28 protein-coding genes are annotated in these 23546 nt (G+C 58.8%); 7 read left to right on the top strand and 21 right to left on the bottom strand.

Annotated features, from left to right (window positions below):
* Positions 1 to 124 precede the first annotated feature (124 nt).
* Both H8S02_RS06770 and H8S02_RS12710 read left to right on the top strand, forming a co-directional pair.
* Positions 125 to 331 carry a hypothetical protein gene (locus H8S02_RS06770; RefSeq protein ID WP_186969868.1) on the top strand — a complete coding sequence of 69 codons (207 nt, stop codon included), beginning with the start codon at positions 125 to 127 and terminating at the stop codon, positions 329 to 331.
* 209 nt (positions 332 to 540) lie between these two features.
* A complete protein-coding gene (locus tag H8S02_RS12710; protein WP_279287277.1) occupies positions 541 to 672 on the top strand; it encodes a hypothetical protein in 132 nt (43 codons plus the stop codon).
* Between the two features lie 51 nt (positions 673 to 723).
* Here H8S02_RS12710 and H8S02_RS06765 read toward each other — a convergent pair whose 3' ends face one another.
* The 16 genes from H8S02_RS06765 to H8S02_RS06690 form a co-directional block, all read right to left on the bottom strand.
* Positions 724 to 939, bottom strand: coding sequence for a hypothetical protein (locus H8S02_RS06765; protein WP_186969867.1), 216 nt, complete (start codon positions 937 to 939; stop codon positions 724 to 726).
* Positions 940 to 1111: 172 nt separating this feature from the next.
* Complete coding sequence (ptsP, locus tag H8S02_RS06760; protein WP_186969866.1) at positions 1112 to 2761, bottom strand: phosphoenolpyruvate--protein phosphotransferase; 1650 nt, start codon at positions 2759 to 2761, stop codon at positions 1112 to 1114.
* Positions 2762 to 2773: 12 nt separating this feature from the next.
* Positions 2774 to 3031 carry an HPr family phosphocarrier protein gene (locus H8S02_RS06755; RefSeq protein WP_117489539.1) on the bottom strand — a complete coding sequence of 86 codons (258 nt, stop codon included), beginning with the start codon at positions 3029 to 3031 and terminating at the stop codon, positions 2774 to 2776.
* Positions 3018 to 3671: a PHP domain-containing protein gene (locus H8S02_RS06750; protein WP_186969865.1), complete on the bottom strand. Its 654-nt coding sequence runs from the start codon at positions 3669 to 3671 to the stop codon at positions 3018 to 3020. The genes H8S02_RS06755 and H8S02_RS06750 overlap by 14 nt, the downstream gene beginning before the upstream one ends.
* Before the next feature lie 34 nt (positions 3672 to 3705).
* On the bottom strand, positions 3706 to 3873 hold the full coding sequence (locus H8S02_RS06745; RefSeq protein WP_186969864.1) for a MerR family transcriptional regulator: 168 nt from the start codon (positions 3871 to 3873) through the stop codon (positions 3706 to 3708).
* Between the two features lie 22 nt (positions 3874 to 3895).
* The gene (locus H8S02_RS06740) at positions 3896 to 4702 is read right to left on the bottom strand and encodes a Cof-type HAD-IIB family hydrolase (RefSeq protein ID WP_186969863.1); all 807 of its coding nucleotides are present in this window, start codon (positions 4700 to 4702) and stop codon (positions 3896 to 3898) included.
* On the bottom strand, positions 4699 to 5514 hold the full coding sequence (locus H8S02_RS06735) for a Cof-type HAD-IIB family hydrolase (RefSeq protein WP_186969862.1): 816 nt from the start codon (positions 5512 to 5514) through the stop codon (positions 4699 to 4701). Before H8S02_RS06735 ends, H8S02_RS06740 begins: the two co-directional genes overlap by 4 nt.
* Before the next feature lie 14 nt (positions 5515 to 5528).
* A complete protein-coding gene (locus tag H8S02_RS06730; protein WP_186969861.1) occupies positions 5529 to 5804 on the bottom strand; it encodes a hypothetical protein in 276 nt (91 codons plus the stop codon).
* Positions 5805 to 5894: 90 nt separating this feature from the next.
* Positions 5895 to 6716 (bottom strand): PTS system mannose/fructose/sorbose family transporter subunit IID, encoded by an 822-nt coding sequence (locus tag H8S02_RS06725; RefSeq protein ID WP_118722616.1) that lies wholly within the window; start codon positions 6714 to 6716, stop codon positions 5895 to 5897.
* Between the two features lies 1 nt (position 6717).
* The gene (locus H8S02_RS06720; RefSeq protein WP_186969860.1) at positions 6718 to 7575 is read right to left on the bottom strand and encodes a PTS mannose/fructose/sorbose/N-acetylgalactosamine transporter subunit IIC; all 858 of its coding nucleotides are present in this window, start codon (positions 7573 to 7575) and stop codon (positions 6718 to 6720) included.
* 39 nt (positions 7576 to 7614) lie between these two features.
* Entirely contained in the window at positions 7615 to 8109 is a 495-nt protein-coding gene (locus H8S02_RS06715; RefSeq protein WP_117489526.1) for a PTS system mannose/fructose/N-acetylgalactosamine-transporter subunit IIB, read from the bottom strand.
* 19 nt (positions 8110 to 8128) lie between these two features.
* The gene (locus tag H8S02_RS06710; RefSeq protein ID WP_186969859.1) at positions 8129 to 8554 is read right to left on the bottom strand and encodes a PTS sugar transporter subunit IIA; all 426 of its coding nucleotides are present in this window, start codon (positions 8552 to 8554) and stop codon (positions 8129 to 8131) included.
* 205 nt (positions 8555 to 8759) lie between these two features.
* A complete protein-coding gene (locus H8S02_RS06705) occupies positions 8760 to 10064 on the bottom strand; it encodes an ABC transporter substrate-binding protein (protein WP_186969858.1) in 1305 nt (434 codons plus the stop codon).
* Positions 10061 to 10738: a response regulator transcription factor gene (locus H8S02_RS06700; protein WP_186969980.1), complete on the bottom strand. Its 678-nt coding sequence runs from the start codon at positions 10736 to 10738 to the stop codon at positions 10061 to 10063. The genes H8S02_RS06705 and H8S02_RS06700 overlap by 4 nt, the downstream gene beginning before the upstream one ends.
* The gene (locus H8S02_RS12550) at positions 10731 to 12023 is read right to left on the bottom strand and encodes a sensor histidine kinase (RefSeq protein ID WP_243166441.1); all 1293 of its coding nucleotides are present in this window, start codon (positions 12021 to 12023) and stop codon (positions 10731 to 10733) included. The genes H8S02_RS06700 and H8S02_RS12550 overlap by 8 nt, the downstream gene beginning before the upstream one ends.
* An 11-nt stretch (positions 12024 to 12034) precedes the next feature.
* Positions 12035 to 12979: a sugar ABC transporter substrate-binding protein gene (locus H8S02_RS06690; protein WP_243166440.1), complete on the bottom strand. Its 945-nt coding sequence runs from the start codon at positions 12977 to 12979 to the stop codon at positions 12035 to 12037.
* Between the two features lie 994 nt (positions 12980 to 13973).
* Between H8S02_RS06690 and H8S02_RS06685 the strand changes: the two genes are divergently transcribed.
* Positions 13974 to 14411 (top strand): sporulation initiation factor Spo0A C-terminal domain-containing protein, encoded by a 438-nt coding sequence (locus H8S02_RS06685; protein ID WP_186969857.1) that lies wholly within the window; start codon positions 13974 to 13976, stop codon positions 14409 to 14411.
* Positions 14412 to 14623: 212 nt separating this feature from the next.
* Here the strand turns inward: H8S02_RS06685 and H8S02_RS06680 are convergent, their stop codons facing one another.
* Complete coding sequence (locus tag H8S02_RS06680; protein ID WP_186969856.1) at positions 14624 to 15103, bottom strand: sporulation initiation factor Spo0A C-terminal domain-containing protein; 480 nt, start codon at positions 15101 to 15103, stop codon at positions 14624 to 14626.
* A 381-nt stretch (positions 15104 to 15484) separates the two neighbouring features.
* On the opposite strand from H8S02_RS06680, the gene H8S02_RS06675 reads away from it, so the two are divergent.
* Complete coding sequence (locus H8S02_RS06675; RefSeq protein ID WP_456236874.1) at positions 15485 to 16399, top strand: AAA family ATPase; 915 nt, start codon at positions 15485 to 15487, stop codon at positions 16397 to 16399.
* A gap of 1 nt (position 16400) precedes the next feature.
* Positions 16401 to 18152 (top strand): vWA domain-containing protein, encoded by a 1752-nt coding sequence (locus H8S02_RS06670; RefSeq protein WP_186969854.1) that lies wholly within the window; start codon positions 16401 to 16403, stop codon positions 18150 to 18152.
* 386 nt (positions 18153 to 18538) lie between these two features.
* Here H8S02_RS06670 and H8S02_RS06665 read toward each other — a convergent pair whose 3' ends face one another.
* From H8S02_RS06665 to yedE, 3 genes are read right to left on the bottom strand one after another with little or no spacing between them, the layout of a single operon-like run.
* Positions 18539 to 18778, bottom strand: a complete 240-nt coding sequence (locus H8S02_RS06665) for a DUF3343 domain-containing protein (RefSeq protein ID WP_330601934.1) — start codon at positions 18776 to 18778, stop codon at positions 18539 to 18541.
* Positions 18775 to 18996: a sulfurtransferase TusA family protein gene (locus H8S02_RS06660; protein WP_186969853.1), complete on the bottom strand. Its 222-nt coding sequence runs from the start codon at positions 18994 to 18996 to the stop codon at positions 18775 to 18777. The genes H8S02_RS06665 and H8S02_RS06660 overlap by 4 nt, the downstream gene beginning before the upstream one ends.
* A 21-nt stretch (positions 18997 to 19017) precedes the next feature.
* Entirely contained in the window at positions 19018 to 20118 is a 1101-nt protein-coding gene (yedE, locus tag H8S02_RS06655; protein ID WP_186969852.1) for a YedE family putative selenium transporter, read from the bottom strand.
* Positions 20119 to 20276: 158 nt separating this feature from the next.
* On the opposite strand from yedE, the gene H8S02_RS06650 reads away from it, so the two are divergent.
* Positions 20277 to 21185, top strand: a complete 909-nt coding sequence (locus tag H8S02_RS06650; RefSeq protein WP_186969851.1) for a selenium metabolism-associated LysR family transcriptional regulator — start codon at positions 20277 to 20279, stop codon at positions 21183 to 21185.
* 312 nt (positions 21186 to 21497) lie between these two features.
* Here the strand turns inward: H8S02_RS06650 and H8S02_RS06645 are convergent, their stop codons facing one another.
* On the bottom strand, positions 21498 to 22700 hold the full coding sequence (locus H8S02_RS06645) for a nucleotide sugar dehydrogenase (protein ID WP_186969850.1): 1203 nt from the start codon (positions 22698 to 22700) through the stop codon (positions 21498 to 21500).
* 168 nt (positions 22701 to 22868) lie between these two features.
* Between H8S02_RS06645 and epsC the strand changes: the two genes are divergently transcribed.
* Entirely contained in the window at positions 22869 to 23537 is a 669-nt protein-coding gene (gene epsC / locus H8S02_RS06640; protein WP_186969977.1) for a serine O-acetyltransferase EpsC, read from the top strand.
* Positions 23538 to 23546: the final 9 nt, after the last annotated feature.

Raw genomic sequence — 23546 nt, 5'->3', positions numbered from 1 at the left:
TGTGCGATCCGCAGGAGTTTGTTCTGACCCTGTTCGGTGTTGCACAATTCCTATGGTATTTGTTGTCCGATTGTCAGAACAGTCCAGACCGCGCAGAGCACTGCGTTACCGCCTGCCGGATGATATGCCTGACCGGCGTCTTGAAACAACATTTTCCCTCTTTTATCTTCGAAACCTTGACAAAACCGCTGTTTTGCGGTACGATAAATACAGAAATCCAAACGCTCCTCAGCCTTATTTCCTTTCGTTTGGCGAGATACACATCTCACAGGCGCAGGTATCCCGTCTGGAAAAGGGCGCGCTCGCGCACATCCGCGACGGGCTGGCATAAATACAGAAATCCCTCCGGTTCCACCCTGTTCGAATGGTTCCGGAGGGATTTTCGGTTCTGTCAGATCATCCGTTCCTGCATCATCTGTGCGAGCGCCATGATACATTTTTTGTTCGTCGGTCTGCTGTGAAATCTCAGAACCGTATTATGCGGATCGCCCTTCACCCGGCGCAGGCCGCCGCAGTTCCGACCGACCTCTGGTTGAGGTCATGAGCAAGCATGGCGCATGCCGCGAGTGCTATCAGGACTTCATCCCGCGCTGGCACGATGCCTACATCACCAAGATCGCATTTCACTGCAAGGAGTCCTTCCTCACCGACAAAAAGCTGACCCTCGAATAATCTCTCACTCAAATCAATAGTTTCCAAGGTAATCTGATTCTCGTCTCCATATCACTCCCGACCGTTTTCTCTCGCCGGCCGGGAGATTTTTTCGTCTGTGCAGCCGCCCTTCTTGTGGATACGCCACAGAACAAACAGCTCCGCGAGAGTGACAGCAATCCAGATAGCAAGCGCCACTTTTCCGGCCGTCCCCCACGAAATTATAGTATCGAACAGCTGTCTTCCGAAAATTCCGTAGTGCAGATAGTATTTGATCGTGTATGCCATGCCTTTTCCCCTTTTTCTCTCTTGCCTGTATTTCCATTTCAGCGCATTACGGATGCAAAGGAAATCTGTGCCAAACAGTCTTTTACCTCGTGCGGCGGCACATCGGGTGAAAACAAAAGAAAGCAGTGATACCCTTTTCAAACGTGAAGAGTACCACTGCTTTTATTCTTTTTTACAGCTCCAGCGGAGCAAGCGTTGTCGTGTCGATCGACCGGATGGCCGACCGCAGCGGCAGTACCGCCGACGGCGAAACCGACAGCTCATCGATGCCCATCGACAGGAAAGTCTCAGTCAGCTCCGCATCCGCGCCAAGCTCGCCGCAGATGCCGATCCAGATTCCCGCCCTGTGCGCGTTCTCCGCCGCCATGCGGATCATACGCAGTACCGCCGGATGGTGCGCGTCGAAAAACCGGTCGAGACCCACGCCCTGCCGGTCGACAGCCAGCGTATACTGCGTCAGATCGTTCGTGCCGACCGAGAAAAAGTCCACCTCACGCGCCAGCTCTGCGCTCATCATGACGGCGGCCGGTGTCTCGATCATAATGCCGAGCTCGACCTTGTCCGCCATCGGTACACCTTCCTCCGTGAGTTCCGCACGGATGTTGCGGCAGATACGCTTGATCTCCTGCACCTCCCAGACCGACGTAATCATCGGGAACATGATCGCGATTTTGCCGTAAGCCGACGCGCGGTACAGCGCGCGCAGCTGCGTGCGGAACACCTCGGGCCGGGTCAGACAGATGCGGATGGCACGCAAACCCATCGCAGGATTTTCCTCTTTGTCGAGATGGAAATAGTCGGCCTGCTTGTCCGCGCCGATGTCCAGCGTTCGGATGATAACGCGCCTGCCGCCCATGCGCTCCGCGACCGTCTTGTATGCCTCGAACTGCTCGTCCTCGGTCGGGTAGTCGCTGCCCTGTAAATAGAGAAATTCCGAGCGGAACAGACCGATGCCGCCGCCGTCGTTCTGCAGGACCGCGTCAATATCCGCCGGAGAGCCGATATTGCAGTAAACCATCACATTCCGGCCGTCTCTGGTCTCATTCGGCTTGCCCTTGAGCTGATCGAGCAGTTCTTTCAGTGCCTTCTCCTTAGCCTGCTTTTTGAGCAGGCGCTCGCGCTCGGCGTCGTCCGGCTCGATGACCGTCTCGCCGGTCTGTCCGTCGATGATAGCGTATTTGCCCTCCATTTCGGCCTGCAATGCGTCGCCCGCGCCGATGATCGCCGGAATGCCCATCGTGCGCGCCAGGATCGCGGTGTGCGAGTTCGCCGAGCCGCCCGCCGTGATAAAGCCGAGGATAAGCGACTTGTCCAGCTGCACGGTCTCGCTCGGCGCAAGGTCGTCCGCTGCCACGATGCACGGCACGTCGGACACGATGCCGCTCTCGCCCTCGCCGGTCAGAATGCCGACCACGCGCGTCGAAATATCCCGAATATCCGCCGCACGCGCCTGCATGTAGCTGTCGTCCATCGCGGCGAACATCTCCGCGAACTGCGCGCCGGTGTCGCTGACGGCGGCCTCCGCATTCAGGCGGTCGTTTTCGATGAGCCCCTCAATGCTCTCGACAAAATCCAGATCGTCCAGCATCATCTGGTGGGCCTCGAACAGCATGGCCGCATCCTCGCCTGCCTCAGCGAGCGCCTTATCATGCAGTGCGCCGAGCTGCTCCTTCGCGGTCTCACAGGCATCATGAAAACGCGCGAGCTTCGCCGCGGTATCCGTCACCGAACGACGCGGAATTTCGCCGCTCGGGCGGCGGTAAAAGCTGATCGGCCCCGCCGCTACGCCCTTTGATACGCCTTTGCCGAAAATCTGCTCCATCTCGCTCACTCCTTACAGGTTTGCCTTGAAAAATGCCTCGATCTGCGCCGCAGCCTCCGCTTCATCCTCGCCTTCCACTTCCACGCGGACGGTATTGCCGTGTTTGATGCCCATGCCCATGATGGCGATCAGGCGGCGTGCATCCGCTTTTTTATCGCCAAAGTGCAGGAAAACCTTGCTCTTAAACTTCGCGGCTTCCTTCGCCAGCATGCCTGCCGGACGTGCGTGAATGCCGATGGAATCCGTAATGGTGTACTCAAATGCTGTCATGATGAAAACTCCTTTTCTCTTTGTTCAAATGGGTTGCTGCGGCAAGAAAATCCGCCGAAATCCGCTGTTCCTGTCCGTAAAAGTCCACGGCGCCCGGCCGGTGCGGCGGCCTGTTTTCGCTGAGAAAGCCGCTGCCGCCGGTGACGAGCAGACCGTATCTGCGTGCCAGTGAGAGATACCGCGCAGTGTCCGCTCGGGCGTGACTGCCATAGGCTGCTATGCCGTCGAATGCCGCCACCGGGAAGGTGTCGTCCATCTCATTCGGCGGCACGAGCACGGCCAGCCCGCCTGCCATGCGGATCAGGCCGAGTGCCTGCTCGGCCGTAAACGGGGGCTGCACCGGATTTTCCCGGGCATTCCGTTCCATCTCCAGCAGCGCCGGATGGGTGATGTCGAGACAATAGCCGAGCACGAGAAAATCCTGTTCCCTCCAGCGGCAGTCCAGCTCCACACCGGGCACGATGCGCACACCGAGCTGTGCGCCGCGCCAGATACATTCCGGCACACCGCTGACGGCACGCCGGTCGGTCAGTGCGGCCAGTGTCAGCCGCGCTTCACAGCAGCGTTCGGCCAGTGCGCGCGGCGAAAGCTCGCCGCCTGCGGTCAGGCTGCTGTGGATGTGCAGATCGGTTTGTGCCATGGAAAGACCTCCTGTTCAGGCGGTGCGTCAGGGTTCAGGAAAGCGGATGCTGCGCCGAGGGGCAGGCCGCCGTTTCCGGGATAAACCAGCGCTGATGCACGCGCACAGCGCCCAAAATCATATGGTTCTCACAGAGCTCGCGCAGCTCACTGACCGAAATATGCCACAGGATCGCGGCTTCCGGAATCGTCATAAACGGCATGCGCCCTCCTCCTTCTCTGTTTTTATTCGAATATGTGATAGATTGCCTGTGCCACGCCGTCGTGGTCACAGTCTGCGGTGATGTATTTTGCCAGATTCTTGAGCGCCGCGTCTGCGTTGCCCATCGCGACCGGCATGCCGACCGCGCGGAGCATTTCCGCGTCGTTGTCGCTGTCGCCGATGGCGGCCATTTCAGCGGGCGTCACGCCGAGCATCTCGCCCAGCCGAGTCAGCGCGCGGCCCTTGTCCGCACCGACGGGCAGAAGCTCAAAATTGTCCGAGCCGGAGCTTGTGATCGTGATACCCGGCAGCGGCCGAATCTCCGCGAGCGCCTGCTCGAGCACCGCTCGTTCGCCGATGGCGTACACCTTTGTGACGTTCAGATGGTTTCTCCGAATCTCACCGGCAATATCCTCCACGACGATTTTGTTCGCGTGAAAGCCCTCCACGCGGTAGTTTGCGACAAAATCGCGGTTGGAATATTCGTTGATGTAAATTTTACTGCCGACGTAGATCATCACGCGCACCGGCCGGCTCTGCACCGCCTCGACCGCCTTTGCGCCGATTTCGCACGGCATGTCCCAGCTTTGCAGAATGCGCTCATCCGATGCAGTGGCGATCGCCGTGCCGCCCGCCGTAACCATCAAATCCTCGCAGGGCAGCTCACGGGCAAACTCCGCCGCTTCGCCGACAATGCGTCCGGTCGAGAGAACGACATACACACCGCGCTCCTTTGCCCACGCGAGCGCTTTTCTGACCTCCGGCGTGATCTCCTTCTGCGAATTCAGCAGCGTGCCGTCAAGGTCGAGCGCGAGTAAACGGTATTTCATGACTGCACCTCCCTGATGTGGCGGTAAATGGCGTGTGCCGCGCCGTCCGCGTCGCACGAGTCGGTCAGCTCGTCAGCCGCCGCCCGCGCGATCGGTGACGCGTTTCCCATCGCAATGCCCAGTCCGGCAGCGCGGAGCAGCGGCGCGTCAATGTCGTGATCGCCGAGCGCCATCACCTCGTTCGGTGTGAGGCCCAGCGCTTCGCACAGCACGTGCATGGCGGTGTCCTTGCCCGCGCCTGCCGGTATGACCTCCAGATATTCGTCCTTGGAGCGCACAAGCGTCATCGGCAGGTGCTTTGCCTCCAGTACCGGAATGAGTTCATCGATTTTGTTCTTTTCGCCCATGCAGAGCAGTTTGTGCGCGCCTGCGTCGCCCCAGTCGGTAAACAGCGTCTCCAGCGGCGCGACCATCGGCTGTACGCCGGTTATCTGCGCCTCTGCGCGGCTCCACTCGTCCTCGGCGGCGATAAGCCAGTCGAGGTCGCGGTAAACGCTCAGGTGGATGCCTCGCGCCTGTGTTTCCCGCAGAACGGTCTGAGTGCACGCACAGGTCAGGCGGCTGTCTGCCAGGCGGTTTTCTCCTTGCAGGATAAGCCCTCCGCCGCAGCACGCCAGCGGTCCGTCCACGCCGAGCGCATCACGAATCGGGAACACCGCCTGCGGCGGCCGTGCGCTCATCAGACAGATGGTCACGCCGTTCTTCGCCGCAGACCGCACAGCCTCGCGGCTGCCGGGCGGCAGCTCGTGCGCGGAATTCAGCAGCGTGCCGTCAATATCCATGCACAGCAGCCGATATTGTTGTTGATTCATCGCATTTCTTCCTTTTACGCCTGCTCTGCCGCCGACAGAATGTTGGCGACATTGCGGTTTCCGTTGCGGATGCCCCGTCCGATCACAGCCGCGCAGACCGCGCACACCAGCGCGATAACCACGCCGCATACGCCGCCCGCGAAGCGCAGTCCGCTGCCCGCGATGCCCCACCAGGCCAGCACCGCCGCGCAGGAGGAGAGCAGCATGGCGATTCGCTTCCAGTGGGAAAGCTGCCGCAGGGCCTGCTGCTGCTGTTTGGCCTCGTGCAGCAGTGCGGTTTTGTTCATCATAGGGAAAACTCCTTTCCTGTACGGCGGCCGCCGAGCAAATGCTCGACGGCCAGAGAAGTGAAAGTGTGATATAGTCTGAGTGAATCTGAATTAGTATGCGAGCTGCGGATCAAAGAATCCAATCAGCACGCCGACCAGCGCAATGCCGACCAGCACGAGCATGACGGTCGTCGGCGCCATTTTCTTCTTGCTCATCAGCCAGTAGCAGAGCATAACGGTTCCCAGCGGCAGGATCTTGGGGAATATGGTATCCAGTACATCCTTCTGAAGCGAAATATCACCGGGCAGGACGAGCGGTGTCGTAATCGAGATCCAGCTTGCGGCAACCGCACCGATCACGACCGTGCCGAGCATGATGATGCTCTCGCGGATGGCGTTCGCCTTTTCACCGACGATCATCTCAACCGCCTTGCCGCCGAGCTCATAGCCCTTGAAGTACAGCAGGCGCATGCCGAGGGTCAGGATAACGTTGTACGCAATGATGTAGAAGATCGCGCCGAGCGGCGAGCCGCCCGAGGACATGCCGAGCGCAACGCCCAGCAAAATCGGGATGAGCGTGCCGACGAGCAGGCTGTCACCGATACCGGCGACCGGGCCCATCAGACCGGCGCGGATGCCGTTGATCATCTCGCCGTCGATGTCCTCGCCGTTTGCCTTGGCCTCTTCCAGGCCGGCGGTCATGCCGACGATGACGGTGCCGAGCTGCGGCTCGGTATTGAAAAAGGCAGAGTAGGTCTTGAGGGCTTCGGTCTGCTCCTCACGAGTGTCGTACAGCTCCTCTACCAGCGGCAGCATGGCGCACAGGTAGCCGAACGTCTGCATATGCTCCTGCGAGAAGCAGGTCAGGTGGCCGTAAAACCAGTTGCGGAACGATTTGTTCAGCGCTTTCTTGGAAAGTTTCTTTTCTGCCATGTCAGATCTCCTCCTCATCGTCATCAAATTCCGCTGCGGCAGCAGATGCAGCTGCGGGAGCGGCCTTCTGCAAAGCAAGGATCTTGATGCGGTAGTTGATGACCGCGAAGAAACCGCCGACGATCGACGCCGCGATCAGGTTGAGGCCCATGCACGCGGCCAGCGTGAAGCCGAATACGAATACCAGAATGTCGACCGGCTTGGTCGCAACCTGCTTGAGCAGGATGGCGATACCGACTGCCGGGAGCAGCGAGCCGACGGTGAACAGTGTTTTCATCGCCACGCCGTCCATCGGCAGATAAGCCTTCATCAGGTCTACCATGCTGGTGCCGACCTTGGTGATGATGAAGGTCGGGATAAAAGAGCACAGGATGTGAGAAATCCACGGCAGGCCCATATCGACCACATACAGCTTGCGCAGGTCACCCTTTTCCAGTGCGCGCCAGCCCATGTGCTGCCAAACGAGGTTTACCGTTGCCGTGCCATAGAACAGCACGGTGCCGATGGTGCCGACGGCCGAGCCGAGTGTTACGGCCATCGCCTGACCTTCCGGCGACGCCGGGTTCAGACCCATGGAATGCACGGCAACCATGGAAAGCGGAATGCCGATATAAGAAATAGCACGAACGTCAGCGGAAACCGTGCCGCCCGGCGTTACGAGCGCGATGTAAACGACCTGAATGGCCGCGCCGAGATAAATACCCGTCTGTACGTCACCCATGATGAGACCGACGATCAGACCCGCTACCAGCGGACGTCCCAGTGTGTAGTTGCCGAGCACCGTACCGCCGAGGCCGGGCATGGATGCGAGACATGCGAGTAATCCGAACAATGCTGCCTGCCAGACTTGAACTTGCATAAGTTCTCCCTCTTTTCTTTTTATTCTGTGAAACGGAGCTTAGTAGCCGAACTGACCGCGGAACTTCTTCCAGTTGCCGATAGCGGCCTCCTTGATGAGCGCGAACTCGACCTCATAGCCCTTCTGCATGATGGCCTCGAGTGCGTCTGCCTCCGGCTGAGTGATCGCCTGATTGTTGCCCAGCTTGGTCGCGCCCGGACGGTCGTTGCAGGGTCCGATGATGACCGTCTTGACCTCACCGGGGTCAAAGCCATCATCCACGAGGATGCTCTTCATCGTGATCGGGTCCTTGGTGATGAGGAAGTAGCGGTCCTTGCTGGCAAGCACCTTGCCGCACTTGGCACGCCACTCATCGAGCGTCCACACGAAGGTTTTCTTGTCGCTTGCGTTCTTGTACGCCGCCTTGAGCACCGGCGTAGTTGCCGCCTTGTCGTTTACGGCGATGAGGCCGTCGCAGGGATACTCGAGCGCCCAGCGCGTGCAGGTCTGACCATGGATCATGCGGTCGTCAACGCGAATGAAAGAGATAGACATAATTTTTTCCTCCTTATACTCAAATATCGTCGTCCTCGTCACCGCCGAGGGCAAAACGCTTGATCTGATCCTTTGCCTCGCCGGTAAGCTCAGCCTCGAGTTCATCGAGCGGCGTATCCGCATCCGCGAATGCGGCGGTCAGCACGAGCGGCAGGTTCATGCCGCCGATGGCAAGCGTTTTGCCCAGCAGACCCTTTTCGGTGAGCACATCGAGTGCGGTGGTCAGCGGCGAGCCGCCGATGATGTCCGCCGTGAGAATGATCTCGTCCTCAGCGGTGATGTCCTTGACAAGTTCTGCAAAGTTTGCGCGGAACGTGTCTACATCCATGCCGTCGAGCAGGCTGGTCGAGCGGATGTCCTCGCGGTCGCTGCCTGCCATCATGCCGAGCGTGTTGTGCAGACCCGGAGCAAAGGTCCCGTGGCTGACTAAAATCAGGTATCTCATTTTCCGTTCCCTCTTTCCTGTTTGTTGAGCATAGTATACCGGATTTTATCCTGTATGAAATCTGCATTTTGTCATGACTCACTTGTGATAATCGTCCTGTTTTTATATGACAAATGTCATGCCGGCTATCAAAATACGCAAAGAAAAAGCGCCCCGTCTGTGCATATCACACAAACAGAGCGCCAGGCGCCTGTAAATTCGCGTATTATTCCTGTAAATATTCCTGCACTTCGTGCTGGACGCGCTGGAGCTGCAAAGACAGATTATGCTCGTCCTCCATCGCGTTCTGCACCAGTCCTTCGGTCAGCAGCAGCGCCTGATCATAATTGCGGAAGCGCGGTGCCGCTACCGCCTGCTCCATCACGTCCGACAGCATTTCCACGCCGTTCCGGCTCTCGCCGGGCGTGTCCTGCCGCAGGATCCGGCGGGTTTCGTCCGAGTCGGTCACGCTCCGCAGCGCGGACACGCTGTGCGAGTCCGTGAACAGCATGGACTGATTGTCCGCATTGGCGGTCAGCTCGCGCAAAAACTGCCATGCGAGCGTCATGTTCGCCGAACGGCTGCTGATGCCTGCGAGCACGGTGCTCAGCTCCGAGCTGTTGCCGCCTGCCGGGCCGTGCGGCATGGGAATGCAGTCCCACGAAAAATCCGAATAGCGCTTGATGCGCCACGGATACGGCTGATAGGTCCGGTAATCCGAGAACAGGAACGGCCGGAACGCCACTTTTCCCTCATCAAAGTCCCGTGCCGAGGGCACGGTCTCCGCCGTGAGCTTGCCAAGCCGCTGCGCAAATGCGACCGCCTGCACCGCCTTCGGCTCGGAGATCAGGCAGCTGCCGCCGTCCTCGGTGAACAGCGATGCACCGTTTGCTGTCAGCGCATCCTGCCACGTGTAGCCGCAGCAGCCGAACTGATCGATTTCGCCGTCACCGTCCGTGTCGCGCGTAACCCTGGCGCAGATATTGTAAAAATCCTCCCACGTCCAGTCGCCGGACGGCACGGTAATGCCCTCGTTCTCGAGCAGGCTCTTGTTGATGCACATCAGTGTCGGCACGCACTCATATGGCAGCGCATACTGCACGCCGTTCTCCGCACCGCTTTGCAGCGCGGCGGGATAGAAATCCGTGTCGGAGACCTCTTTATCCTGCGCGAGACAGCCGTCCAGCGGCGCCAGTGCACCGAGCTCGCACAGCGTTCCGAAATCCTCCGGCAGCACGAGAAATACATCCGGTTCACTGCCGAGCAGATACTGGTCGATGAGCCATTCCGAGTAATCCCGTTTGAGGATACCGCTCGTGTAGGTGACATGCACGTTCGGGTGCTCCCGCTCGAACCGCTCGACAGCCGCGTCAATGACGGCATAGCAGTTCCCGTTCGGCGCGTCCCAGTAGCTGCCCGCCATAAAGCCGAGCCGCAGCTCGACCGGACGCGCGCGGCTGTACATCGTCGCCGTCAGGCTCACCGCCGTCAGCAGCACGGCCGCCGTCAGGCGCTTTGCAAGCCCCTTCACAGCGGACCTCCGAACGGCCGCCCGGCTACGCCGGTCTGCACCGCCCAGATGGCGAGCTGCGTGCGGTCTCGCAGGTCGAGCTTGCTGAGAATGCTGCTCAGATAGTTGCGCACCGTGCCTTCGGACAGACAGAGCGCCGCCGCGATCTCCTTATTCGACAGGCCTGCGCCGACCTCGCGGATGATGCGCCATTCGTTGTCCTGCAGCTCCTCGGTCTGCTTTTCGTCTACGCCGATGGTAAGGTTGCCCTTCGCCATGCGCGCGAACATCTCTAAAGCCTTGCTCGCCACATCGGGCGCGATGATCGAGCCGCCGCGCACGACCTCGCGCACCGCATTTGTCAGATCAGCCACCGAAACGCCCTTGAGGAGATAGCCCGACGCGCCGAACCGCAGGGCATTGAACACATACTCGTCATCGTCGAACGTCGTCAGCACGATGACCTTGATATTCGGGTGCGCCGACTTGATAAGGCGCGTGCATTCCACGCCGTCTACCTCGGGCATGCGGATGTCCATCAGCACGACATCCGGCTTTTCGCTCCGCACCAGCTCGATGGCCTCGCGGCCGTTTTTCGCCATGCCGACTACCGTAATATCGCCCTGCGCCCCCAGAACAAAGCCCAGACTTTCCCGGATCAGCTCCTGATCGTCCGCAAGCAGCACTTTAATCATATACATCACCCCATCGCAGCGGAATTTCCGCGTGCAGTTCAAATCCTTTTTCGCTCTTTACCTTTAATGTACCATTCAGCAGCCGCAGCCGCTCACGCATATGCCGCAGACCAAAGCCCGGCTCGATCTTCGCGCAGCCGCAGCCGTTGTCGGTTACCGTAATGCCGAGGCGGCGCTCCTCCGCCGCGATACGCACGCGCACCGCCGTCGCGTGTCCGTGCCGGATGGCGTTCGTGATGCTCTCCTGCACGATGCGGTATACCGCGTCCTCCTCGTCCGGCGACAGGCGCAGATCCTCGGTCTGCAAATCGAGCGTGATCTCCGCCTGCGAGGTCGTCTGCATTTCGGCGCACAGCTTCGCGACAGCGTCAGTCAGCTGCATGCGCTCGAGCGCGTCCGGCCGCAGTGCCCGCACCGAACGCCGAACCTCGTTCATGCCCTCGCGCGCGGTGGACGCGATGCGTTCCATCTGCTTTTTCGCCATCTCGGGCGAGATCTCAAGCATCTGTATGCAGGCATCTGCACCGGCGGTGATGCCGGTCAGCGCATGACCGAGCGTGTCATGGATTTCCCGTGCCAGACGGTTGCGCTCGCGCGTTTCCGCCATGCGTTCGCTCTCGGCGGCGTAGGCTTTCAGCTGCTCATTCATGACAGAGAGCCGGTCGTTCGCCTGCTCGAGTTCGCCGTTCAGGCGGCGTATCGCGGAGTTTTCCTCGGTCCGCTGCCCGATGAGCACCACCATATACACCACAAACAGGATAAGGTGCAGCGCACCCAGCAGATCCACCACGCTCTGCAAAAGCTGCCGCGTGTGCATGTCAAAATACAGCAGATATTCCGAGAAGGGCACCACGTGTAGCGCGCCCTGCAATGCACCCAGTCCGGTCAGCAGGAACAGCGCAGTCATCGCGCCGAGAAATCTGCGGCGCGTTCTGCCGTGCAGGCCGTCGATCAGATCCACGACCACATAAAGCAGCAGGCCGTTGTAGGCCAGATGCAGCGCAAAGATCACACATAATGCAAACAGAGGCTCGATCCATCCGATGAAACCCTGTCCGCGCCGGCGCAGCACACCGGCCAGAATAAGCGCCGCCATGCCGAGCACGGCGATGGCCAGCGTCCACGGTTTGGCCGGCAGCGCGCTCAAATTCTGTGCGAACGCCACGCCGTCCGCCTGCCGCGCCGCCAGTACCGGCGTCATGCCGAACACCCACACAAGGAATGCGCCCACGGTCACGTTCAGCAGCAGCATGATGCGGCGGAAAAACTGCAAACTCTGTGCCATACCGTCCCCTCCTACTGCCAGCCGTCCATGTCGTATCCGTTTACGTTGTCCTTCGTTACCAGCTCGACCGGAACCGTAATCTCTTTTTCGTAGTCCTCGCCGTTCAGAATCGCGTACACCGTCTGTGCGGTGATCTGTCCCAGCCGAATCGGCGACTGGGCCGCCGTAGCCGTCATAGCGCCCTCACTGATCATGCTTTTCGCCTCGGGCGCACCGTCCACGCCGTAGACCGTCGTTTTTTCCAGCAGACCATGCTCCTGCAGCGCCGCCATCGCGCCGAGCGCACTCGGGTCGTTGAGGCACATCACCGCGTCCGGCACGATGCCCTGCTCGAGCAGCCGGTCCATCTGCGGCATGGCGACCTCAAGCTGACCGGCACTGTCCGCCCGGCCGATGATCTGAAAATCCGGATGCGACGCCAGCGTGTCGCAGAAGCCCTGTATGCGGTCCATGCCGGACTTGGTGGAAGCGTGCTCGATCAGCACGACCTTCGCGGAATCGCACGTATTCATCAAGTGCTCCGCGCAGAGCACACCCGCGCCATAGTTGTCGGACGCGATCGTGCACGCGACCAAATCCGGATTGCTGACCTGCGAGTCGATGACCACGACCGGCACGCCCGCCTTCTGCACCTCGCGGAGTGCAGGCTCGATCTCGCGGTAATCCACCGGATTAAGCACCAGCAGGTCGATATCTTCATGCAGCAGATCCCGGATTTCTTCGTTCTGCCGCTCCTGATCGAGTGCCGGATCGCGCGTCAGCAGAATATCGCCGCGGCTTTCGATCACCAGCCGCAGTTCTTCATCGATGACGCTGTAAAACGGGTTGTTCATCGTCATGTACGTCGTGCCGATGCGGAGCGGCTCGTCTGCCTGCGATACAACCCCATGTGTCACAGCGGCAAGTCCGGCCGCCAGCAGCAGCGCCGCTGCCGCAAGGATTGGTCTTGTGCGCAACGATATCCCGCCTTTCCTTTAGTAGCTGACACCATTATAACATAAATTTTTCCGGTGAAAAAGATGGCTGCGGCGGGTTTGTCAGATCATCCGTTTTACGGGCGAGGCCTGCGTATCGTGAAGCCGCAGGATGGTCATGAAGCGTCTCGACAGGCGCACTGTGAAACAAAAATTCGGCTGAAAGCAGCAAAAAACCGCCCCGAAGGGCGGCTCGTTGACAGATTTCGACTGCACATGATATAATACTGACGGACGCTGTTACTTTTAGCGGTCAGACCCTCTTTCCCTTTCCCACGGTTCGTGGCAGGAAGGAGGTGGCGCGTGTGCAGAAAAAGGCTTTTCGGCTTGTAGTGTGTGCAGTCATCTTGCTGTACATTTTCTGTATAAAAGCGCATTGACCGCTCGGCTGGTACCCAAACGGTCAATGACTAAAAAAATTTGACTTAAAATGGGTCTGACTGCGGTAACAGCGTCCCTTTGTCTATATTATAGCATACGCTCCGGCTTTGTCAAGGCGACACAGGGCCGGGGCTTTTTATTCAGTCCGGTGATGCCGTTTCTGTCGTTTCATGTCGAATTTGTTCATTTTATATAAAATTTCATAGAAGAGCGCAGTTCAAACCGTACAGCGTGCCATTCGACGTTTTTTACAGCAATTTGAAGCATTCTCGCACAATATTGACACGCAGTGTGAAAAACAGGTTAAGCGGCCGTTCATCCGGGGGGCGGCTGGGGCTTCCTGTGTCGCATTCACAGACGGCCTTGAATTCTTTCGGTTAACGGAATCTTAGCGCGAAAAGAGGGGTTTTCCGCGTCCGTTTGTGCAACCTGCTGTTCAGCGTCTCGATTTTCGACGCAGCAGTAAGATTATGGATAACTCATCGAATTTTTCTTCTTTTTTCCTGTTTTTTCGCATGATATAATGGGAATCAAAGAAGGAAATTTCCTTTCTGCATACCATATTCAAGAGAATTGTTTATCGGAGGTCGTGGTTATGATGTTGATGATGAATGATGAAGTTGTTGTGGAAAAAGCGGGATCTGTCGAAAAAGAACACTCCGCTCTCGCGCGGGAGATTGAATTTCGCTTGACGCCTTATCTTTACCAGCTTGGTATTCCGCCGCATGTTACAGGATACTGCTATCTGCGCAGTGCGGTGGTCGAGTTTTTACTCAATCCGTCGGAGATGCGGGAGATCACCAAAACGATTTACCCGCGGATTGCTTTGGAGCATGGTACGACGGTCAGTGCGGTGGAGCGCGCGATTCGCCATGCGATTGCGACGGCATGGAACAACGGCGGCCTGCGCGGCATAAAGGGCGACCCGTGCACGGCGCTTCTAACATTCCGCCGCAAGCCGACAAACAAGGGCTGCATCACCGCGTTTGCGGATATGATCCGGCTCGTATACGGCGCGGCAATCGGTCTTTAAACGCCGAAAAATGGGGAAAACGCCGTCTTTCGAAAAGCTCCTGCATCCGAATCAAATCGGGAGCAGGAGCTTTTCTGCGCAAAAAAGCAGCTGCCGAAAAGCAGCTGCGAAATTAAAACGATGCTGAAGTATAGGGCAGGCGCGAGCAGCGGACGAATTTTACCTGCTGATAAAAGCGCAGTTTTCGCCGCAATACCTGATGTACTGCCCGTTTAGAGCTTGATTTCGTCGCCGAGCTTGCTCCGGACAGCCGCTGCAAGACGGTCGATAAACTGTGTCAACGTCGGCATTTCGCGGAACGTGATGGCATCGGGACACTCATCGTCTGCGGACATATACCCTTCGTTCCACGCATATCTGACCGCAGCGGCGCAGGCGCGCTCCACAGAAGCAAGCGAGGTGCCGCGCTCGACGGCAATCGTCATGAGCAAGGCAAGGTGAGTCGAATTCTGAATGCCGTCAAGGAGGTACAGGATAACGGCGCGGCACAAGATCTCATAACCGCGCATCTGCGGCGTGATGCCGAGCCGGAACAGATACGGAAGAGTTGCGCAGGCAATTTTCTCCTCGTCAGCCGCGCGGCCAAACAGAATATTCTGATGCAGGTACAGCGCTCCCTGCTCATCCTCCGGCATCCAGAGGTAATCGTACAGATCGTTCATAAAATCGTCCTTATTCATGTTCTTATCCATAGTTACACCTCCCGAAAGTGCATAATAATTCATTATTTATATTGTATATTATACCATATTTCCCGTGCCGCGCCACAAGGAATATTGCGTTGAAAATAATGAAATTCATGCCGTGTTTTTGTTCGTTTTGGTGAAAAATGATAAAAGCCACAGTTTTATGGCGGAATTTTAAATTTACAGGCGGGAAACCGCCCCGAAGGGCGGAGTGACATCCATGAACATACCGGCAACCGGCAGCAGGTTGATGAGCAGCAGGCTGCCCGGACAGGGCCGTTGAAATCGTCCTCTGCGCTGTTGATTTCCGGGATGCAGCATGCTATGATGAGGACAGAAAAAAGGCGCGTGTTCGCTGCGCACCCGGCAGAAAGGAAGCACACGATTTTGTTGGATTTTTTAGAGCAGGAGCAGATCAGCAAAGAGCTTCGGGACGGCATTGAAGAATATCGAAAAACCTATCCCACGCCGCCGGAGCTGCTGAACCGCGTGCCAAGACCGCGGTATCACTATTACGGAAAAGAGGTCTGGGAGGCCGCTGTCGCCGCCATTCTGTGCGGAGAAAATCTGCTGCTCGCCGGCAGCAAGGCCACGGGCAAAAATGTGCTCGCGGAAAATCTGGCGCAGGTCTTTGCGCGCCCCGGCTGGGATGTGTCCTTCCATGTGAATATGGACGCGGCAGGTCTCATCGGCATGGATACCTTTGAAAACGGACAGGTGACCTTCCATCCCGGCCCAATCTATCTCTGCGCGCGCTATGGCGGCTTCGGCGTTCTGGACGAGATCAACATGGCGAAAAACGAGGCGCTGGCGGTTCTGCACGCCGCGCTGGATTTCCGCCGGTCGATCGATGTGCCGGGCTATGACCGGGTGGAGGTGCATCCGGCCGCACGGTTCATCGGCACGATGAACTACGGCTACGCCGGGACCCGGGAGCTGAACGAGGCGCTGACCAGCCGTTTCGCCGTCATTCAGGTGCCCGCCATCGACGGCGGCAATCTGGAGCGGCTCCTGACCGAGGAATTCCCCACTCTGGAAAAGAAATACCGCGAGCAGTTCGTGCAGCTGTTCCTCGATCTTCAGAAAAAGTGCGAGAACGCCGAGATCTCCTCCAAGGCGCTCGACCTCCGCGGCATGCTGGACGCGCTGCGGCTCATCCGGAAGGGTCTCCGCGCCGGAGCCGCACTCGATATGGGCATTACGAACAAGGCCTTCGACAGCTACGAGCAGGGGCTCATCCGGGACGTCATCGCCGCCAGAATCCCGGAAAAGCTCGACCGAGGCCGCCTGTTTTCCGACTGATATGAAAATTTCTGCTTACAGCGCCTGCCAGAGGCGCGCCATCAATCAGGTCTGGACCGTCTGCGGCGACTACAGATTCGAACCACAGTTTCTGGCGATGCGTTCGGACGGCCAGCCTGATCTCTACATGAACTGCATCATCGGCCTCGTGCACAAGTGGTTCGGGGACGATATGCCGAAAAAGCTGTTCGCCTCGTGGGCCGGCGACGCCCGTCAGACCATGTACGACGATCTGGCGTGGCTCGCGCTCGAAAACGCTGTATACGAAAAAGAGCTGCCCGGGCGTCCCGCACTGGATGGGCTGCGGCGCGCGCATGCCTCTGCTTTTTTCGCCTCGGAATACCGGCTTTCCCGGCAGGAATGGATGGCGAAAAACCAGCTTGTGTACGCCGTCCAGTCCGCGCGGTGGAAATCCGTTCTGGGCCAGAAGCCGCCCGTGCTGACCCCGTGGGAAAAAGGCCTGTCGGCGGCGCTTGCCTGCCCCGGCACGCTGAGCGGCGAGGAACTTGCGGACGCGATCCGCGAGGCCTTTCGGAAATACCTGCACTTTGACGGCGATGCCCATGCAAAAAAGCCGTTCTCTCTGCATTTCGGGGAACGGTGGGTTCCGCTGCTGACCCGTCTGTTCACGACCGAGATGGTCCGCACCGACGATCTGGCCATTGACCGCTCGGCGGCGGCAGGCGGAAACGGCATGGTTCGCGCGTCCAACGCCCTGCGCGCACAGCTGCGCTCCAATGAGCAGGAGGACGAAGACCGGGATTATGTGGAAGGCTGCTTCGGCCGCAGTCTGTATCCCCCAAAAGAGCTCGCGCTCATCGAGCAGCAGACCTGCACCGGCAACCATCTCGGCTGCCATCTCTGGTTTACCCGGGGCGAGCCGGCGCCCGGCAAAACCATGCGTGCCGATGTGCAGCACCTTTTCGATCAAACGGCAGAGCAGGCCGAGCGGAACCGCGCGGATTTCCTCAAAAACAATGACCTGTATCAAAGCGCCATCCTGCATCTGACCGGGCATATCCGCAACTGCATGCAGGTGCAGCAGCAGCCGGACGCCGTATCCGCCCGGCAGGGTCACGCGGACGTCCGCCGCATCTGGCGGCTGCCGGTGCTGAACGACGGAAGGGTATTCCTCCGCAGCGAGGAGGAGAGCAATCCCGGTTTTACCGTCGATCTGCTGCTCGACGGCTCGGCCTCGCGCCTGCACTGTCAGGAGACCATCGCTGCACAAGGCTATATTCTGGCCAGAAGCCTGGCCGCCTGCGGCATTCCCGTCCGCGTCAGCAGCTTTTGCAGTCTGCGCGGCTTTACGGTCGCGCGAATCCTCAAGGATTTCAGCGAAAAAAACGCAGAAAGAAAAATTTTCAATTACTTTGCCGCCGGCTGGAACCGGGACGGACTGGCGCTGCGCATGGCGGGAAAGCTGATGGATACCGCCCCGGCAGATCGGCATCTGCTCATCCTGCTGACCGATGCCAGTCCGGACGACAGCCGCCGCATCCTCCCCACCGGTCAAAGCCCCCTCAGCCGCAGCTATGACGGCGCGGCAGGCGTTGCGGACACGGCGGAGGAGGTGCGGGCGCTGCGGCAGCGCGGCATACGGGTCGCCGCTGTCTTTATGGGCGAGAACGTCAGCGTCCCCGATGCACGAACGATCTACGGGCACGATCTCGTCCGCATTCAGCGGATGGATCAGCTTGCCGCTGCCGCCGGAAAGCTCATTCAGGAGGAGATACGGGAATTGTCCGGCTGATTTTCCGGCAGCTCTCATGATACACTCATTTTTCTGAGAAAACACAAAAGAGGCTCCCCGTTTCGGGAATCCTTAGACTGTCGAAAAACTTCGTTTTTCCGACAATCTGTGTTTTGACTTCGCAAAACACGGACGTCCGAAAGTTCCCATGCGGAAACTTTCTCCCTCTTAGAGTACGAAAACCGAGGTACACGCCCCCGGTTGCTCTCATTAAATATTTTTGAGGATAGAGGCCTACGGGCTCGTGCGTTTGCTACGCAAACGCTTTTTCATGCGCGCTACCGCGCGGCTTGTGTTTCCTGTGTGAAAACGGACTTTATAGACAGACTGAGAGGCTTCCCCGCTTGGGGAAGCCTCCTTTTATTTTATTATCATTTTGGAATATCTCAGAGAGCAAGCTCGACGCTCTGCTCGATCTCGATTTTGCTGCGCTCAATATCTGCGCGATACTGCGCGAATACCGCCGCCTCCATGCGCCACGCGATGCCGCAGCCTGCCGACAGCTGCCGCGGCACAGGAGTCAGCCTGCCGGGGATGCCGCTGTCCCGGCAGAACGCCTCCATCTCCATCGCCGCATCCGTGGTATGGAACGTGAGCACCCGGTACGCTTTTCTCGTCCGCTTCACGCCTGAAACGTGATCTCGAAGCAGCCGTCCGGGCGAACGGTCGTTGCAAAGCTCTTTTTTTCGTAGTCGAGCATCTTTTCGATGTTCCTACGCGTGTGCGCCTCGTCGCCGAGAACGCGGACAGCCCTGCCGGGATTGTCCTGCATGGCATCCATCGTCAGCAGCACCGGCTCCGGACAGGAAAGGCCGCGCACATCTACTTCAACAAAGTTTTCCATTGCATTTTCTCCTTTTTCGGCTTATCGAGCCGCTTTTTTTCGGCGCAGATTGGTTCCTGCGATGACGAACAGTACGACGATGCAGACGATGACGGCGATCTTGCCTGCCGCCGACGGGCCGCCGGGAACCGCCGCCTCGGTTTCGGTCGCAGCCTTTGCCGCCGCGCCGGCCAGACCGAAGTTATGCGCAGCCGCCGCGCCGAGCAGCATGCCGAGGAAGGTCACGGCGCTGTCGGACGAGCCCTGACCGGCCAGAATAAGCTGGCGCAGCGGACAGCCGCCAGCCAGAACAGCCGCAAAGCCGACAACGTACATGCCGAGAATATTCCAGAGGTGCTGAGAATGCGCGATCGGCTGAACGGAGAAGCCGAGGTGAAAATTACCGGCGGCGAGATTGTAGACCGCCATGACCGCAAACAGCGCCGCAATGATGCTAAGCAGGTCAAAGTTTTTCATGAGGATGACGTCGCGGATGCTTCCTGCGAAGCACATGCGGCTCTTCTGCGCGAGCGCGCCGATGATGAGCGCCGCGATCAGCGAAAGGATAACGGGCGCGTGCTTGCTGCCGGGGCCCTCGGTGCTCATGGCGTAAACGCCGGTCGCCGTGCCGATGACGAGCAGAGCGGCGAGCAGGACAGGCAGGGCTGCGCCGCTCAGCGGCTTCGCCTCATAGGCGCGGCCGAGAGAGAAGCCCTTCTTGAGGAAGAACGAGCCGGTCGCAACGCCGCCCGCAAAGCCGATGAGCGCGACCCATGCGTTCAGATCGCCCGCGGACATGCGCAGCACCATGCGGAGCGGACAGCCGAGGAATACGAGCGCGCCGATCATCATCGCGGCGCCGAGGATAAAGCGCACCATCGGCGAAGAACCGGCGGTGGACTTGTATTCCTTCGTCAGCAGGGCGAGCAGGAACGAGCCGCAGACAAAGCCGACGATCTCCGGCCGGAAATACTGTACGGGCGCGGCCGTGTGCAGCTTGAGCGCGCCGGCGCTGTCGCGGATGAAGCAGGCCACGCAGATGGCCATGTTCGCCGGGTTGCCGTAGATCGCCAGCAGCGCGACCAGCAGACCGGCCACCGCGCCGGACAGTGCGAGCTTCCATGTCTTGTCAAGAAATTTCATGTTTTTCTCCCTTTACTGTGCTTTTATATCTGATAAAAGTATAACACAGCTGGATTTTGATGTGAAATTCATTCTATTGATATTTTATTGTATCTTATTGAAAAAATCTATAAATCAGCCTATAATAGAGAAAACGAAACGGAAGGGACGCGCGGCAAATGGATATTCGGCAGCTGGAGGCCTTTGTATACACGGCAAAATATCAGAGCTTTTCGCTCGCGGCGCAAAAGCTGTATCTTTCCCAGCCTACGGTCAGCTCGCACATCTGCAATCTGGAAAAGGAGCTGCACACGCAGCTCTTACAGCGGACGACCAAGGCGCTGTCCATGACGCCGGCCGGGCGCAGACTGTACAGCTACGCGGCGGAAATCCTCGACCTGCGGCACAAGGCGATTCTGGAGCTGACCAGTCAGCAGGAGGCTACGCTGCACATCGGCGTGTCCTCGGTGCCGTCGCTGCATCTTCTGCCCGAGCTGCTCGCGGCGTATCATGCGCAGGCGCCCGAGGTGCGCTTCCGCACGAGCTGCTCGGACAGTCTGGACGTGATACGCAGGGTCTCCGAGGGCGGCTGCGACATCGGTCTTGCCGACACGAAAACCGCCGCGCCCGGCTGCGGATTTCTGCCGGTGACATCGGACGAGCTGGTCCTCGCGGCACCGAATACGCCGCATTTCCGGGAATATCAGCAGCAGAAGGAGCCGCTGCGGGCGCTGCTGCGCGAGCCGTTTCTGCTGCGCGAGGACAACTCGGGCACCAAGCAGGAAACGCTGTACTTTCTGCGGAACATGGGGTTGTCGCTCGACGAACTGAACGTCATCGCCGTCATGGATGACGCGGCCTCGCTCATCCGCTGCATCACGCTCGGCATGGGCGTTTCCATCCTGTCGCGCGCGACCGTGCAGAACGATGCGCAGTCGGGCAGACTGCTGCTGTTCCCGCTGGGGCAGTCGGCCTTTCTGCGCAGACTTTACATCGTGTATCCGTCCGCGCGCCGCATGTCGGAGCAGACGAGACGTTTTCTGGATTTCATGAAGGAATATTATCAGACCGGGCAGCGGCAGGCATGAGCCTGACCATTGCCCCCCGTCTCCGCACGCTCACAGCAGCTTTTCGAACTGCTCGAAGAAACGGAACAGTGTGTCTCCGCTCATAGCCAGCGCACGGACGCACACGCCCTGCACAGACCGGTCTGCGCATATCATTCCCTCCCCCTGATAAAACAAAAGAGCAAAGGCACCCCTGTAAAGCACCTTTGCTCGATTGCTGCATATCTTACCATATTTGTGTAGAGAAGTCCAGAGGGACGGACGCGGCATAAACGCAGAAATCCCCTGTCTGCGATGACAACATGCAAACAGGGGAGTCTTTTTTTTGCGTTCTTACTCCATCAGGCCGACGCAGTCGTAGTACGGCTTTTCAGCGATCAACTTCTTGTTATCTTTGAACAGAGTATGACCCAGAGTAATCACAAGGTAGTCCGCCTTCTTGAGGATCTCCTCGAAGGAAACGTTCGGGATACCCTGTACCTCAGCGTCCTTGGCGAACGGCTCGCAAGCGATAACGTTGACACCCTTCTCCTGAAGAACGTGGCAGAGCTCGATGGACGGGGACTCGCGCAGATCGTCAACGTCCGGCTTGTAGGACAGGCCGAGCACGCCGACCGTATCCGTGACCTTCTTCATCTCGGAAACGACCTTGCCGGCAACAAAGACCGGCTTGTTCTCGTTGCGCTCGCGGGCAGCGAGGATGACCTTGGCCTCCGCCGGGAACTGCTCGTAGATGAACCACGGGTCGACCGCGATGCAGTGTCCGCCGACGCCGACGCCCGGGGTCAGGATATTGACGCGCGGATGGCAGTTGGCGAGCTTGATGAGCTCGAATACGTCGATGCCCATCTTGTCGCAGATGACGGACAGCTCGTTCGCGTAAGCGATGTTGACGTCGCGGAAGGTATTCTCGGTCAGCTTGCACATCTCGGCGGTCAGGTCGTCGGTCTTGTGTACGACGCCCTTGTCGAGGACCTTTTCGTAGATGGAAGCCGCCATCTCAGCCGCCTCGGGCGTGCGCGCGCCGACGATGCGGTCGTTGTTCTTCAGCTCGTACATCATATTGCCCGGGATGACGCGCTCGGGGCAGTGCGCAACATGGATCTTCTCCATCGGGATGCCGGACTCCTCGCTCAGCACGCGCGCGAGCATTTCAGAGGTGTGCGGCGGAACGGTGGACTCGAGGATGACGAGGTTCGGCGCCTCGAGCACCTTGCCTGCCATGCGGCCGGCGGACTCGACGAACTTCAGATCCGCCCTGTGGCTGCCGGTCTCGTCCTTGTAGAACGGGGTCGGAACGGAAATATAGAACACATCCGACTTTCCGAGCGTGTCGGAGAAGTGCAGATGGCCGTGAGCGACTGCCTTTTCAAACGCCTCCTGCAGGCCCGGCTCGACAATGTGGATGTGGCCGCCCTGAAGGGTTTCGATGGTTTTCTTGTTGACGTCGAAGCCGCAGACCTCAAAACCGGCTTCAGCGAGGGTGATCGCGGTCGGCAGGCCGATATAGCCAAGACCCATGACAGTAATTTTCATAGTTTTCTTACCTCATTCAGCGTAATCTTCTTACATTATACCACTTTTTTCGCAAAGTTCAACGTAGTGTTTGAATTTTTACGCGAATACGTCTATAATGTATTACATAGTGTTTTCAGCGAAACGGCTGGTTCGCTTAATTTCCAACGAATGGATGTCTGTATTATGATCTTCAAGGGCCTGCTCGACGACGCTCGCTCTATCCGCGACCGCGACCCTGCGGCGCGCACCACGCTCGAGGTCGTCCTCCTCTATCAGGGCTTCCATGCTCTGTTTTACCACCGCCAGGCACACTGGCTCTATCAACACAAGCACTTTTTCCTCGCGCGTGCGCTTTCGCAGTTTGCGCGGCATATGACCGGTATCGAGATCCATCCCGGCGCGAAGATCGGCAAGCGCCTGTTCATCGACCACGGCATGGGCATCGTCATCGGCGAGACCGCCGAGATCGGCGACGACTGCACCATCTACCACGGCGTCACCCTCGGCGGCACCGGCAAGGACACCGGCAAGCGCCACCCGACCATCGGCAACAATGTGCTGATCTCGACGGGCGCGAAGGTACTCGGTCCGTTTACCGTCGGCGACAACAGCCGCATCGGCGCGAACGCCGTCGTTTTGCAGGAGGTCCCGCCCGACTCCACCGTCGTCGGCATCAAGGCGCGCGTCGTCAAGATCGCCGGTCAGCGCATCGGCCCCTCCCCTGCGTACACGCTCGATCAGATCAACCTCCCCGACCCGCTCGCACAGGAGCTTTGCCGCCTGCAGAGCCGCGTCTACGCCAACGAGCAGAAGCTCCGCAAGGAAGAGGCGCGCGAGCGCGAGGCCGACGAATAATCTCATATG

This window comes from Agathobaculum hominis, assembly GCF_014288055.1.
Classification (GTDB): domain Bacteria; phylum Bacillota; class Clostridia; order Oscillospirales; family Butyricicoccaceae; genus Agathobaculum; species Agathobaculum hominis.
This window is presented reverse-complemented; position numbering and strand designations above follow the sequence as displayed.

Coding starts and splice junctions, on each gene's coding strand:
- H8S02_RS06770 (WP_186969868.1), top strand. CDS start 125: ATGCCTGACCGGCGTCTTGAAACAACATTTTCCCTCTTTTATCTTCGA.
- H8S02_RS12710 (WP_279287277.1), top strand. CDS start 541: ATGAGCAAGCATGGCGCATGCCGCGAGTGCTATCAGGACTTCATCCCG.
- H8S02_RS06765 (WP_186969867.1), bottom strand. CDS start 939: ATGGCATACACGATCAAATACTATCTGCACTACGGAATTTTCGGAAGA.
- ptsP (WP_186969866.1), bottom strand. CDS start 2,761: ATGGAGCAGATTTTCGGCAAAGGCGTATCAAAGGGCGTAGCGGCGGGG.
- H8S02_RS06755 (WP_117489539.1), bottom strand. CDS start 3,031: ATGACAGCATTTGAGTACACCATTACGGATTCCATCGGCATTCACGCA.
- H8S02_RS06750 (WP_186969865.1), bottom strand. CDS start 3,671: ATGGCACAAACCGATCTGCACATCCACAGCAGCCTGACCGCAGGCGGC.
- H8S02_RS06745 (WP_186969864.1), bottom strand. CDS start 3,873: ATGCCGTTTATGACGATTCCGGAAGCCGCGATCCTGTGGCATATTTCG.
- H8S02_RS06740 (WP_186969863.1), bottom strand. CDS start 4,702: ATGAAATACCGTTTACTCGCGCTCGACCTTGACGGCACGCTGCTGAAT.
- H8S02_RS06735 (WP_186969862.1), bottom strand. CDS start 5,514: ATGAATCAACAACAATATCGGCTGCTGTGCATGGATATTGACGGCACG.
- H8S02_RS06730 (WP_186969861.1), bottom strand. CDS start 5,804: ATGATGAACAAAACCGCACTGCTGCACGAGGCCAAACAGCAGCAGCAG.
- H8S02_RS06725 (WP_118722616.1), bottom strand. CDS start 6,716: ATGGCAGAAAAGAAACTTTCCAAGAAAGCGCTGAACAAATCGTTCCGC.
- H8S02_RS06720 (WP_186969860.1), bottom strand. CDS start 7,575: ATGCAAGTTCAAGTCTGGCAGGCAGCATTGTTCGGATTACTCGCATGT.
- H8S02_RS06715 (WP_117489526.1), bottom strand. CDS start 8,109: ATGTCTATCTCTTTCATTCGCGTTGACGACCGCATGATCCATGGTCAG.
- H8S02_RS06710 (WP_186969859.1), bottom strand. CDS start 8,554: ATGAGATACCTGATTTTAGTCAGCCACGGGACCTTTGCTCCGGGTCTG.
- H8S02_RS06700 (WP_186969980.1), bottom strand. CDS start 10,738: ATGATTAAAGTGCTGCTTGCGGACGATCAGGAGCTGATCCGGGAAAGT.
- H8S02_RS12550 (WP_243166441.1), bottom strand. CDS start 12,023: ATGGCACAGAGTTTGCAGTTTTTCCGCCGCATCATGCTGCTGCTGAAC.
- H8S02_RS06685 (WP_186969857.1), top strand. CDS start 13,974: ATGATGTTGATGATGAATGATGAAGTTGTTGTGGAAAAAGCGGGATCT.
- H8S02_RS06680 (WP_186969856.1), bottom strand. CDS start 15,103: ATGGATAAGAACATGAATAAGGACGATTTTATGAACGATCTGTACGAT.
- H8S02_RS06670 (WP_186969854.1), top strand. CDS start 16,401: ATGAAAATTTCTGCTTACAGCGCCTGCCAGAGGCGCGCCATCAATCAG.
- H8S02_RS06660 (WP_186969853.1), bottom strand. CDS start 18,996: ATGGAAAACTTTGTTGAAGTAGATGTGCGCGGCCTTTCCTGTCCGGAG.
- yedE (WP_186969852.1), bottom strand. CDS start 20,118: ATGAAATTTCTTGACAAGACATGGAAGCTCGCACTGTCCGGCGCGGTG.
- H8S02_RS06650 (WP_186969851.1), top strand. CDS start 20,277: ATGGATATTCGGCAGCTGGAGGCCTTTGTATACACGGCAAAATATCAG.
- H8S02_RS06645 (WP_186969850.1), bottom strand. CDS start 22,700: ATGAAAATTACTGTCATGGGTCTTGGCTATATCGGCCTGCCGACCGCG.